The 12733-nt window shown below is 69.2% G+C and carries 10 protein-coding genes and 1 pseudogene; 8 read left to right on the forward strand and 3 right to left on the reverse strand.

Features of this window, described 5'->3' with window-relative positions; all coding sequences use genetic code 11:
- The first annotated feature begins 3 nt into the window (after positions 1-3).
- The 3 genes from D7Y21_RS23410 to D7Y21_RS23420 all read left to right on the forward strand — a co-directional run bounded on the left by D7Y21_RS23410 (position 4) and on the right by D7Y21_RS23420 (position 5295).
- The gene (locus D7Y21_RS23410; RefSeq protein ID WP_120562271.1) at positions 4-891 is read left to right on the forward strand and encodes a CHAD domain-containing protein; all 888 of its coding nucleotides are present in this window, start codon (positions 4-6) and stop codon (positions 889-891) included.
- A gap of 202 nt (positions 892-1093) precedes the next feature.
- The gene (locus D7Y21_RS23415; protein WP_121715798.1) at positions 1094-3070 is read left to right on the forward strand and encodes a DUF4114 domain-containing protein; all 1977 of its coding nucleotides are present in this window, start codon (positions 1094-1096) and stop codon (positions 3068-3070) included.
- A gap of 77 nt (positions 3071-3147) precedes the next feature.
- Positions 3148-5295: a DUF4114 domain-containing protein gene (locus D7Y21_RS23420; protein ID WP_121715800.1), complete on the forward strand. Its 2148-nt coding sequence runs from the start codon at positions 3148-3150 to the stop codon at positions 5293-5295.
- Positions 5296-5298: 3 nt separating this feature from the next.
- Here the strand turns inward: D7Y21_RS23420 and D7Y21_RS23425 are convergent, their stop codons facing one another.
- Positions 5299-5631, reverse strand: coding sequence for a hypothetical protein (locus D7Y21_RS23425; RefSeq protein WP_121715802.1), 333 nt, complete (start codon positions 5629-5631; stop codon positions 5299-5301).
- Positions 5632-5719: 88 nt separating this feature from the next.
- On the opposite strand from D7Y21_RS23425, the gene D7Y21_RS23430 reads away from it, so the two are divergent.
- Positions 5720-7555 (forward strand): DUF4114 domain-containing protein, encoded by a 1836-nt coding sequence (locus tag D7Y21_RS23430; RefSeq protein ID WP_121715804.1) that lies wholly within the window; start codon positions 5720-5722, stop codon positions 7553-7555.
- Positions 7556-7877: 322 nt separating this feature from the next.
- On the forward strand, positions 7878-8765 hold the full coding sequence (locus D7Y21_RS23435; protein WP_120562276.1) for an RNA polymerase factor sigma-32: 888 nt from the start codon (positions 7878-7880) through the stop codon (positions 8763-8765).
- A 97-nt stretch (positions 8766-8862) separates the two neighbouring features.
- Here the strand turns inward: D7Y21_RS23435 and D7Y21_RS41870 are convergent, their stop codons facing one another.
- Complete coding sequence (locus tag D7Y21_RS41870) at positions 8863-9696, reverse strand: hypothetical protein (RefSeq protein ID WP_158627339.1); 834 nt, start codon at positions 9694-9696, stop codon at positions 8863-8865.
- Between the two features lie 159 nt (positions 9697-9855).
- Between D7Y21_RS41870 and D7Y21_RS23445 the strand changes: the two genes are divergently transcribed.
- The 3 genes from D7Y21_RS23445 to D7Y21_RS23455 all read left to right on the forward strand — a co-directional run bounded on the left by D7Y21_RS23445 (position 9856) and on the right by D7Y21_RS23455 (position 12201).
- Entirely contained in the window at positions 9856-11112 is a 1257-nt protein-coding gene (locus D7Y21_RS23445; protein WP_120562277.1) for an Hsp70 family protein, read from the forward strand.
- 3 nt (positions 11113-11115) lie between these two features.
- Positions 11116-11613 (forward strand): hypothetical protein, encoded by a 498-nt coding sequence (locus D7Y21_RS23450; protein ID WP_233612252.1) that lies wholly within the window; start codon positions 11116-11118, stop codon positions 11611-11613.
- A 207-nt stretch (positions 11614-11820) separates the two neighbouring features.
- Positions 11821-12201: a hypothetical protein gene (locus tag D7Y21_RS23455; protein WP_233612253.1), complete on the forward strand. Its 381-nt coding sequence runs from the start codon at positions 11821-11823 to the stop codon at positions 12199-12201.
- Between the two features lie 6 nt (positions 12202-12207).
- Here the strand turns inward: D7Y21_RS23455 and D7Y21_RS23460 are convergent.
- Positions 12208-12733 (reverse strand): annotated as a pseudogene (locus D7Y21_RS23460) (hypothetical protein); the annotation flags it as partial.

The following is a 12733-nucleotide window of genomic DNA, read 5'->3' on the forward strand; positions in this document are numbered from 1 at the left end:
GCCATGCCCCCTCCCACTCCCATCCGGGGCCTGGGCCCCGACACCGCGCTGGGCGACGCCGCCCGCCGCATCCTCGCCGGCCGGCTCGCCGACGTGCGCCACCCCGAAGCCCAGCTGGACGATGAGCTGGGCGAGGACGGCGTGCACGACATGCGCGTGGCCACCCGCCGCCTGCGCGCCGCGCTCCAGGTGTTCCAGGCCACCGGCAAGCTCACCCGGCTGGAGGCGGACGTGAAGCGCCTCCAGGACGCGCTGGGCGACGTGAGGGACCTGCACGTCCAGGACAAGTGGCTGGACACCGCCGCCAAGGGCAAGAAGGACGCGGGCAAGGCGCTGGCCGGCCTGCGCGAGTCCCACCTCTCTGGACTGAAGGCCCGGGAGAAGAAGCTGCGCGCGGAGCTGGAGCGCTGGACGGACCGCACCGTGCCGCGCCTCCTGAAGAAGGTGGACACGCTGGAGGACACCCGCCGCTTCGCCGGAAAGCGCGTGCGAAGCCACCTGCGCCAGCGCCTGCGCCGCGTGGAGAAGCGCCTGGAGCGCTACGCGGACGCGCCGGACGCCGCCTCCGCGCACGCCCTGCGCAAGGACTTGAAGAAGCTGCGGTACGAATTGGAGATCTTCCAGCCCGCCTTCCGCCGCACCGTGGGCGCGCTGCTGGAGGTCCTGGTGCCGCTCCAGGACGGCCTGGGTGAGCTGCACGACGCGGACGTGCGCCTGGAGCTCTTCGAGCGCGCCGCCGCGGAGGCCCCGCCCGGCCAGCGCAAGGCCGCGCGCAAGCTGCTGCCCCAGGCCCGCGACGAGCGCGCGGAGCGGTCCGCCGAGATCGCCCGCGAGGTGCAGCGCTGGCACGCGGAGGCCATCCCCAAGCGGCTGCGCAAGGCGTTGACCTGAAACCCCGGCCACTCCGGTCAGGACAGCCCTGGCTGATACGTTCCTCGTCGCGTCACTGAACGAGGGGGACGTCCTGCATCCGAAATCCATCCGACTCCTGGCCCATGCGGCCGGGGGCCTCCTGTGTGTCATTTCCTTCTCGCGGCCCGCGAGCGCCGCCGAGCCACCCCGCATCACCACCCTTACCCAGACGCCCCAGCAGTTGGAGGCGGGCGGCGTCTCGCGGCTGGGCCTCCAGGCGGAGGACCCCCAGGGCAGCCCGCTCACGTTCTCCTGGAGCGTCACCGCGGGCAGCCTGAGCACCCCTCTGGGCAACGCGACCACGAGCCGCGCGAACTGGACGGCGCCCCTGTGCCTGGCCTCCGGAGGCACGCCGCCCGTGCAGGCCACGGTGACCAACGGTCTGGGCCTGTCCTCGACGGCGGCGTTCGACCTCGGCGTCTTGCAGGACCTGGGGAAGAACCGCCAGCCCGCGTTCAGCGCGCAGGGCTTCGAGCAGTTCGACAGCGTGACGCTCGTGGACGGACGCATCACCGTGCCCGACCCGGCGCGCCCGCCCTCGGAGTCCATCGTGTTCCCGGAGGACCAGCAGCTGAGCGTGATGTTCGTGCAGAAGGACTCCATCGCCAGCCATGCCGTGGGCTACCTCTACGTCGACGACCTCCAGCGCAAGGGCTACGTGGACGCAGTGGGGGAGTTGGTGGATGCCAATGCCAACGGCATCGCGGACCTGCACGAGGACCTCTACAACCTGGCCCCCACCACGGGGCCCCAGGCGCGTCCGTACATCGGGGCGGCCCGGCGCTGCACCCGGCCTTTCAGTTCCAGGGGCTTCCTCTTCAACCAGCCCGAGCTGGCGCTCGACGCGAACTGCGCGAACGCCTTTACCGCGGGGGTGGACCTGCCGGATGCCCGCCCTGGAAATCATTTCCAGGTGAGCACGGACGTCATCGGGCGTGACGCCCCCACGACCCTCTCGACCTCCAACCCTGGCTTCTCCGACGGCGGGCTCTTCGCGCGCATCCCCAACCTGCTGGAGCCGGCCGCGCCCGCGAACGGAGACAAGGGGCTGGGGCAGCTCGTGTTCCTGCTGACCGACGACGACTGGGAGCGGACCACCCACCGGAACATGGGCACCGTCCCGGATGCGGACAACTACGGCTCTGACGGCATCCCCGACTACGACGTCTCCGCCTATGACGCGCGGGGCCTGCGGCGGAGCACCAACCCGGATCCGGGCCTCACGCTGGCGGACCGGCGGGTGGACCTGGGGCGCATCCAGGGCGGCCGGGAGCTGGTCTTCTTCCTGGTCGTCAACATCGAGGCGGTCCACGACCCGGAGAACAGCCTGGTCCATCCGTGTCTGCGCAAGGCGGCGAATGGCCAGTGCACCTTGCACCTGAAGTCCCCCATCTCCGTGTTCTTCTCCAAGTCGCGGTGGAACATGGATCAGGACCCCGTGGGTCAGTATCAGGTGACGGCCCGCGCCAATGGCTGTGAGTACAGTGAGGCGTGCTACGCCCCCTCCGGATACCCCGACGGGTGCTACCTGCCGAGCCAGGGCAGGAGGCTGTGTGGCTGGCTCCCCGAGGAGGCCCTGGAGCGCCTGCTGGAGCCCGACTACGGCAACAACCACTTCCCCAACGGGCTCGTCGAAGTCACCACCGAGCCAGGGGCCCCCATGCCGCACGTCCTGTCCCATCCCTCCCTCGTCACGCCGGGCCGGTGGCTCATCGCCTTCGAGGACCTCAACGGCGGCGGTGACCGGGACTACAACGACGTCATCCTCCAGCTGGTGAGCCCGGTCTCCACGGGGGTCGTGCGCTCCCCGTCGCTGGCCGCCCGGCCCTCCAGCCCCGAGGAGACGGGCTGCACCGTGTCCCGGATGCGCCTGCGCAAGGACGACGGCTACTTCCCGGGATGCGACACCGCGCCCATCCAGTACGCGGTGGCCACCGACTGCCGCGTGTGCTGGGGCGGAGCCTGTCTGCCCAACCCCACGCCCACCTGGCACCCGCTCACGCTGCGCTACGGCTACGACGAGGCCGTCATCGACGTCTCCAGCACCCCGGGCACCCAGCCCTGCTGGAAGGCGGTCCTCGCCCCCGCGAACGGCTTCTGCACCAGCAGCATCACCCGCGTGGACGTGGGCTACGAGTACGCACCGCTCAATCCCTGACGCACCCCGGTACAATCATCCCGTCAGGCGATTCTGGTAGACCCTCGGGGCTGTCTTCATCCCGAGGGGGTCTGTCCTTGCACCTGAATCGCTTCCCGCTCCTGGCCCTGGTGGCCGGGAGCGCCGTGTGTGTCATTGCCTCGCCGCGTCCAGCCCACGCGGCGGGCACTCCCAAGGCGGTCTACCTGCCGCCGCAGCTCACCAGCGCCACGCAGTCCACGGCCGCCGTCCACCCGGGCGAGTCGTCCCAACTCCAGCTCCAGGCCACGGACCCGCAGGGCAGTCCGCTCACCTTCTCCTGGAGCGCCACCACGGGAACATCCGGCACGCCGGTGTCGGACGCCAGCTCCAGCACCCTGGCGTGGGCCGCGCCCCAGTGTCTGGTGAACGGCCCGCCCCAGGTGCTGGGCACCGTGACCAATGGGTACGGGCTGTCCACGCAGGCGCTGTTCGACTTCGACTTCACGCAGTCGCTGGACATCGACCATCAGCCGGACTTCACGCCGTCGGGCTTCGACGAGCTCACGAACGTGGCGCTCCTGTCCGGGGGCGCGCTGCGCTTGAACACCCACGTGGGACAGCTGTCCAGCGAGCGCATCGTGTTCGCCAACGAGCAGCACCTGGCCATCACCTTCGTCCATGAGTCCGCGGGCGCCAGCCATTCGCTCGGCTACGTGTACTACGACGACCTCGTCGCGCGCGGCTACGTGAACACCCAGGGCACGCCGGACGACTCGTCGGATGACACGCTGGTGGATGCCAATGGCAACGGCATCGCGGACCTGCACGAGGACCTCTACAACCTGGCCCCCACCACGGGGCCCCAGGCCCGTCCGTACATCGGAGGGGCCCGCCGCTGTGCGCCCCGGCCCTTCTCCTCGCAGGGCGCCGGCTACACGATGCCCGACCTGGCGCTCAACGCGAACTGCACCGCCGCCTTCGTCCGGCAGTCCATCCCGGATGCCCGGCCCGGCACGCACCCGCTCCTGCCGGTGGACATCGTCGGCGCCTCTCCCACCGAAGGCACCGCGCCCAACGCCAACGCGTGGTCGGACCTGGGCCTCTACCCGCGCATCCCCAACCTGCTGGAGCCCGCCCACGCGATGAACAACCAACTGGGCCTGGGGCACCTGGTGTTCCTGCTGGCGGACGACGACGCCGACCAGGGGACCTTCAACCAGCTGGGCACCGTCACGGACACCAGCTCCGTGGTGGAAGGCATCCCCGACTACGACGTCTCCCGCTACGACGCGCATGGCATCCAGCGCGCCGTCAATCCGGATCCGGGCATCACCCCGAACGACCGCACCGTGGACCTGGGCATCCTCCCAGCGGGCAAGGAGCTCGTCTTCTTCCTGGTGACCCAGTACGAGGCGATCCACGACCTGGACCAGAAGACGGTCTACCCGTGCCTGCGCAAGGCGCCCACCGGCCAGTGCCTGCTGCACCTGCGCTCGCCCATCAACGTGTTCTTCTCCAAGGCGAAGTGGAACCTGGACCAGGACCCCGTGGGCCAGATGCCCGTGGCGCAGCGCAACCTGGGCTGCGCCTATACCGAGGAGTGCAACGCGGACGCGCCCCAGTCCTCCCCCACGGCCTGCTACGTGGCCAATTCCTCGCAGCGGCTGTGCGGGTGGCTGGACCAGGAGACCCTCGCCCGCCTGCGGATGCCTCCCTACGGCAACCTCTTCCTGCCCATGACCGCCGCCGGGGTCTTTGCGCAGGGCCAGGGCAACATGCCGCACCTCCTGCTGAACGCGCCCCTCACGACCACCGGCCAGTGGCTGATGGGCTTCGAGGACCTCCCCGGCGGCGCCGACCGCGACTTCAACGACGTCGTCTTCCTGCTGCGCAACCTGACCGAAGGCCGCGTGCGCTCGCGCGTGCTCAGCCCGGACGACGCGAGCTGCAAGCTTGCCCAGGTGTCCTTCAACAAGTTCGACAACCTGTATGGGGTCTGCACCGGCGCGGCCGCCTACATCACCTATGCGCTGGCCACGGACTGCAACGTGTGCAGCGCGGGCACGTGCGTCCCCAACCCCACGCCCACCTGGCACACCCTGTCGTTGCCTCCGGGCTCGGGCAGGGCCACCGTGGACGTCTCCAGCACGCCAGGCCAGCAGCTCTGCTGGAAGGCCGAGCTGACGCAGGGGACGGACCCCACCTGCCAGCCCACCCTCCACTTCGTGGACGTGGGCTACACCTCCGTGCCCGTCACGCCCTGACGGCTAGCGGTTGTGCGTCGTGGCGGTGTTGTTGTTGTTGTTGCTCGCCTGCTGCGCCGCGGCCGCGGCGCGAATGATGGCACCGCCCGACGCCGCGGCGGCGCCGGTCAGCGCCGCGTTCGTCCCCTCCGCCGGCTTCGGCTCACAGACGCAGCCGGCGGAGTTCATGATGATGACCACCGCGCTCATCCGCATGTCGATCTGCTCGCACAGCTGCCGGCACTCCGTGGCCCGCTCCATGGGCAGCGAGAACGATGTCGCCCTCGCCGTCGAACAGGCCGCGAGCGGAAACACCAGGGACAGCGCCAGGAGCAGGGGCAGACGGGTCGTTTTCATGGGCGAAGCCTGACACATCCGGACAGAACCGCCTTCCTTGTTATTTCTGATAGACCTGGGAGCCATCTTCATCCCGAGGAGTCTGTCCTTGCACCCGAATCCCTCCCGTCTCCTGGCCCTCGTGGCCGGGAGCGCGTTGTTTGTCATTCCCTCGCCACGTCCGGCCCATGCGGCCGACACCTGCGGCCCCGGGGACCTGTACGAGGACGTGCAGCCCGCGTTCACCGCCGCGGGGTTCGACCAACTCCAGCAGGTGACGCTCACCCCGCAGAAGACGCTGCGGTCGGTGAACCCGTTCTGGACGCCCACGTCGGTGGACTCCATCGTGTTCCCGTCGGACCAGAACGTCACCATCAGCTTCGTGTACGAAAGCGCCGGCGCGAGCCACGCGCTGGGCTACCTGTACGTGAGTGACCTGCGGGCACGCGGCTACGTCAACGCCCAGGGCGACCTGGTGGATGGCAATGGCAACGGCGTCGCGGACCTGCACGAGGACCTCTACAACCTGGCCCCGCCCTCTGGCGCCCAGGCCCGCCCGTACATCGGCGTGAGCCCCCGCTGTAGCCAGACCTTCTCATCCCATGGCTTCACCTACCGCCAGCCGGACCTGGCGCTCAACGCGACCTGCGCTTCGGCCTTCATCCCCAACAGGGACATGACGGATGCCCGTCCCGGCCGCACCTCCTCCGCCTACGACATCACCGTCGACGTCGTCGGGAGCAACCCGCCGGGAGCGGCCGGCACCGGCTATTCGGACAACGGGCTCTTCACGCGCATCCCCAACCTGCTGGAGCCCGCCCACGCGTCCAACAACAACATGGGCATCGGCCACCTGGCCTTCCTCCTGGCCGACGACGACTCCGACAGGGTCACCTACCAGGGGCTGGGCGCCGTCGCTGACGCGACGGACCTGAACGACGGCATCCCCGACTACGACGTCTCCGCCTATGACGGTCATGGCCTTCCGAGGACCTTCAACCCGGATCCCGGCATCACGGCCTACGACCGCACGGTGGACCTGGGCGTCATCCAGGGCGGACAGGAGGTGGTCTTCTTCCTCGTCTCCGCCTTCGAGCCGATCCACAACACGGACGCGGGCATGGTCTACCCCTGCCTGCGCAGGGATGCCGACCTCAAGTGCACGCTGCACCTGAGGACGCCCCTCAACGTGTTCTTCTCCAAGGCGAAGTGGAACCTGGATCAGGACTTCATGGCCCAGCCCTCCGCCATGTCCCGGAACATGGGTTGTGATTACGACGAGGCCTGCAACCACGCCAACCCGAACTCGTCCTCGCGCGCCTGCCCCCTGGCCGGCACCTCCCAGAAGATGTGCGGGTGGTTGGACGCCTGGACCCGGACCCGCATGGGGACGTTGCCCTACGGCAACACGACCCTGCCCATGGCCGCCACCACCGCCGCCTTGCCGGGCAACCTCGTCATGCCCCACGCCATGCTGGGCAACGTGGGCCCCGCGTCCGACCGGTGGCTCCTGGCCTTCGAGGACCTGCCGGGTGGAGGCGACCGGGACTTCAACGACGTCGTCTTCATGCTGCGCAACTGGGCGCCCACGGCCGGCCGCGTGCGCTCCACCGTGCTGAGCCCCGCGGCCCCCAGCTGCGCCATCCAGCAGGTGTACATCCACAAGGACGACGCCCAGGATCCCAGCTGCTCCTCTCCGGTCGCCATCAACTACTCGGTGGCCACCGACTGCCGCGTGTGCCTCGCCGGCACGTGCGTCACCAATCCCTCACCCACCTGGCATCCGGTGACGTTCGACTGGAACCGGGACGCCGTGCTCGACGTGTCCGGCACTCGCGGCCATCAGCTCTGCTGGAAGGCGGACCTGACCGCCGGGAACGGTCCGTGCCAGGCCACCATCAACAACGTGGACATCGGCTACGAATCCGGGCCTGTCGTGCCCTGACGCCGCCACTTTCCGGACATCCGCCGTCCCGGTCCCCTGGTGTGGGGGCCGGGGCGTGCCCACATCCCTGCTGGATGTGATCCGCCCTGTGCCCGGGTCGGAGGGCAGGCAACCCTCCCTTCGGGGTACCCGGAAGAAGTGTCGGTACCCCACGCTGTAAAAAGTGCCGGGTTCCGCCCTAAGCATTGAAGCCGTTTCGCGCAACGCACTGGAATCATTGAGGTTGCCTGTCGGCTGGCATTGGCCCGTGCGTTGCTAAAGGTCTCCCCGTCGCAGCAAACGGCGGTCACACACACCGCCCTCTTCCCCGAGAGAGACCCCCATGCAAGCTTCCAGCTCCTTCTCTTCCGCCGACTCGCTCTCCACGTACCTCTCGGAGATCAACCAGTACCCGCTGCTGAACCCGCAGGACGAGCAGTCGCTGTCCCGCGCCTTCCGCGCCGGCGACCTGTCCGCGGGTCACCGCCTGGTGACGAGCAACCTGCGCTTCGTGGTGAAGGTGGCGTACGAGTACCGCTCCTACGGCCTGAAGATGTCCGACCTCATCCAGGAGGCGAACATCGGCCTGATGAAGGCGGTGCAGAAGTTCGACCCTGAGAAGGGCATCCGCCTCATCTCCTACGCGGTGTGGTGGATCCGCGCGTACATCCAGAACTACGTGCTCCGCAACTGGAGCCTGGTGAAGCTGGGCACCACGCAGGCGCAGCGCCGGCTGTTCTTCAGCCTGGCCCGCACGCGCCGCGAGCTGGAGAAGCTGGGCGCCGGCGACGGCCACATCGTCAACGCGGACGAAATCGCCAAGAAGCTGAACGTGAAGCCCACGGAAGTGCGTGAGATGGAGCAGCGCATGGGCGGCCGGGACCTGTCCCTGGACGCGCCGGTGGGCGAGGACGGCGACGCCACGCACCTGGACTTCGTGGAGTCCGAGTCCGCCTCGCACGCGGACGAGGTCGCCGACCGGCAGCAGGCGGGCCTCACCCGCAACCTGGTGCAGCGCGCGCTGATGCGCCTGGATCCGCGCGAGCGCTTCATCATCGAGCAGCGCGTGATGAGCGACGCGGAGATGACCCTGAGCGAGCTGGGCGAGCACTTCGGCTTCTCCCGCGAGCGCGCCCGCCAGCTGGAGATCCGCGCCAAGGACAAGCTGAAGGCGGAGCTGGCGAACCTGATGGCCGAGGCCGGCCTGGACCAGGCCGAGCTGGCCGCGTAACGCGCGGGTAGCATCCAGTCTGCGACACGGCACGGCCCCGGACCCTCGCGTTGGGAAGCGCGAAGGCACGGGGCCGTGGCATGTCTGGAGTCGGCGGTTACCGGGGCACACCGGGCGAGGACTCGCCGCTCTCCGCCGGTGCGGGCGCGGCCGGCTGCGCGCGGGACGTGGCGTCGATGCGCAGGGCCTCCGGCTCGCCGCTGCTCGCGTCCGTGGTGTAGGAGGCGCGGACCTGCGCGCCCTCCTGGATGTCCGCGGCGCTCGCGGCCCGGCCATCCACCTTCACCTGCGTGGTGGGGCCCACCTTCAGGCGCAGCTGCGGCTCACCGCGCTGGCTCACCAGCACCTCCTGTGCGCTCGCGCTCAGCACGTCGCCGGTAATCTGCTGCTCCTGCCGCGGGGCCTGGGCGATGGCGGCCTGCTGCGTGGCGGCGTTCTGGTTCGCGGCCTGTTGCTGCTGGGCGCTCGGGTCCGCGATGCGCTGGTTCGCGGCGGCGCTCTCATTGGAGGCCTGCTGCTGCTGGGTGGCGAAGTTCTGCTGCGCCTGGCGCTGGGCGGCCAGGGCGCTGGCCTGGGCCTGCTGGGCCACGGACTGGGCCTGCTGGGTGCGCGCCTGCGCCTGCTGCTGGCTGGACTGGGCCTCCTGGGCCTCCTTCTGGGCCTTGGCCTGGGCCTCCTGGAGCTCCTGCTGCTTGCGCTGCACGTCCTCCTGGGCGCGGGCGGCCTCGCGCTGCTGGCTGGAGGCCTCCTTCTGCGCGTCACGTGCGTCGTCGAAGGCCTTCTCCGATTGGAGCTGGGCCTGCTCCACCTGCTGTCCCGGGGTGTTCTTCTCCGCGGTGTCCTGGCGGGAACGGTCTCCGTCCTGGCAGGCGGTGGTGCCCACCACCAGTGCGGCGACTCCGGCACCCAGCCATGCTGCGCGCGATTTCATGGGGTTCTCCTGTCAAAGGGATGACAGGGCAAAGATGGCGGTGGCCCGTGGAGCGCCAAGCCACCCGATGCCGAGCGCCTGCCTGTCCGCACGCCCCACGGCGGGGGCTCACTTTGGGGCTACCGCGTCCGGAAGAATGGCGATAAGGGGCGCCCCCCCATGCGCGCCTGCGGACTCGACTTCGGAACCAGCAACACCGCCCTGGCCCTGCCGGACGGCACCGTGTTGCCGCTGCAGCCCCACACCCCGGAGCCCCGGCTGTTCCGCTCCGTGCTCTTCTTCGCGGAGGAGGAGCGGGAGGTCTTCACGGGCGCGGACGCCATCCAGCGCTACCTGGAGGACAACAACGGCCGCTTCATCCAGTCCGTGAAGTCCTTCCTGCACAGCACGTCCTTCCGGGCGACGCAGGTGAAGGGGCGCACGTTCACCCTCGAGGACCTGGTGGCCATCCTGCTGCGCCGCGTGCGCGAGTCAGCCGGGGCGCACCTGGGCGAGGCACCGGACGCGGTGGTGCTGGGCCGGCCCGCGGTCTTCACGCCGGATCCGGAGGCGGACGCACTGGCGGAGAAGCGGCTGCGCAAGGCGGCGGAGCTGGCGGGCTTCACGCACGTGCAGTTCCTGATTGAGCCCATCGCGGCGGCGCTCGCTTACGAGGCGCGGCTGGAGAAGGACGAGCTGGTGCTGGTGGCGGACTTCGGCGCCGGCACGACGGACCTGACGTTGATGAAGCTGGGGCCGTCGCGGCGAGGGAACCTGGACCGCAGGCCGGACGTGGTGGGGTCCACGGGTGTGCGCATCGGTGGTGACCGGTTCGACGCGGAGATCATGCGGCACAAGCTGCTGCCGCGCTTCGGGGCGGGGTCCACGTACAAGGTGAAGGGCTTCAGCCACAAGCGGCTGCCCATCCCGCAGCACGTGCTGGCGAAGCTGCTCAACTGGCACGAGATGTCCTTCATCCGGGAGAAGTCCACGCAGGAGCTGCTGGAGGTGATGCTCGACACGAGCGACCACCCGGCGGAAATCCAGGCGCTCTACGACCTGGTGATGGACAACCTGGGCTACCGGCTGTTCCGGGCGATTGAAGCGGCGAAGGTGAAGCTGTCGAGCGAGGACGTGGCGACCATCGACTTCGAGGACGCGCGCATCCACCTGCACGAGCCGATGACGCGGGCGGAGTTCGAGACGGCGAGCCGCACGTTGTTGGATGAACTGTCGAAGTGCACGGAAGGGCTGTTGGCGAAGCACCCGGAGGCCAGGGAGATTGACGCGGTCTTCCTGACGGGCGGTTCGTCCCAGATTCCGGCGGTGCGGGAGCTGTACGTGAAGCGCTTCGGAGAGGACCGGGTGCGCACGGCGGACGCGTTCACCTCCGTGGCGGAGGGCCTGGGCCGCGCGTCCGCGTGGCTGACGGGGTGACCCATGGCGGCACAGGCAGCACGGCGACGGTGGCTTCAAGTCGCGGCCGTGCTGTCCCTGTGCTCGGCGTGCGTCGGGCCCACGGACCGGACCTTCGTCACGGGGCGGATTCTTCCCCGGCAGATCCGCTTCGTGACGTTGCTTGAAGCAACCCCGGGCGACGAAGCAGGAGGCCAACGCTCCGCCTGCATCCATATCCGGATTTCGCGTGCCAATACGGGTGAGTCCATCCTGTGCAGGTTTGGGGTCGACACGCCGCTGAGGACCCGCGAAGGACCCATTTCCACGGCGCTGGCTCAACGCATCGCAGCGGATCGCATCAATGAAGCGACGCAGAGGGTCTTCGGTGCCGCCACGCTGGAGTCACCGCTCGGAATGCTGTGTGAGTCGCTGAAAGTCGCGCTGCGAACAAGCTTCGAGGCATCGCTTGCTGGAGCCCGCTTCAGGACCCGATGCGATGCCAGGACCACACCTGTGGAATTCGGTGATTTCATCCTCTAACGCCGGAGTCTTCGCGCCATGCTCCCAAGCACGGATGACCTGCTAGCCATCGCGCGTCATTACTGGGCTGCCTCGATGGCGGAGGCGATTGAAGAGGCCAACCCTGAGTTCCAGCGACGCTCCAAACGCTGGAATGAAGCGCTTCGACAAGTCGACCAGTGGGACGGATTCCGACAGCACCTCAAAGCCTTGCTCCCAGGCTGTTCCATGGGAGACGGCACCACGACGTCCCAGGCGTCCTTCCGCTGCATCGTCTATCCCGCGAAGGGCTCACCCATGCCGCCCATTCCCTGGGCCGTCGTGGGCTGCATGAGCATCCTCGCCCCGGTCTTCACCGTGTACGGCATCACGTTCGAATACGAGGGGCACAAGCGCCATGCGGCCCAGCTGCACCTGACGCCCCTGCCCGGAGCCATGGAAGAGACGGCACGCATCGTCGCCCGGGAACTGGGCGCGCGGTACCAGGTCAGCGAGCTGCCCCGCGAAGTGGCCGCGACCCCCGTTCCAGTCGTCGTCGAGTGGACGGAGCCCCCCAAGACCACCCTGTTCGACGCGCTCTTCGACAGCGACCCGACGAACATCCCGTGAGGCCCCTCAGGGCCCCACGTCCACCGTGCGCGTCGTCCAGTCCGTGCCGCCGCGGCCGTCTCGGGCCACCACCCAGACCGTGATGCGCTCGGGCGTCTTGGCTGTCGTGTACGTCGTCGTCGGGTCGCCGGGCTTGCCGTCCACCGGCTCCAGCGAACGGAACGACCCCACCTCACCCTCGCCCGTCGCGAACCAGCTGAAGAAGACCTGCTCCGTCCTCAGCCCGTCCGCCGTGGAATAGGTCTCCTCGCTTCCCGCCCCCAGCACCGGCGTGAACGTCACCTCCGCGTCCAGCGGCAGCGGCCCGGACAGCGGCGCGTCGTTCCACAACACGTCCTGCATCACCGGGTTCTGGTTCGGCGTGTCCGTCGAACGCAACGTGATGCGCCGCACGCCCCGCTCCACGCCCTCCGGCGTCCCGCTGCCGTCCGTGGCCTCGTACCCCACGAACAGCGGCAGCCCTGTCTGCAACACCTGCTGCACCGCCGGGTCGTTGAAGTCGAACGAGCCCCCCTGCCCTCCCCCCGTGCTC

It is taken from the genome of Corallococcus sp. AB045, from assembly GCF_003668895.1.
In the GTDB taxonomy this organism is placed as follows: domain Bacteria; phylum Myxococcota; class Myxococcia; order Myxococcales; family Myxococcaceae; genus Corallococcus; species Corallococcus coralloides.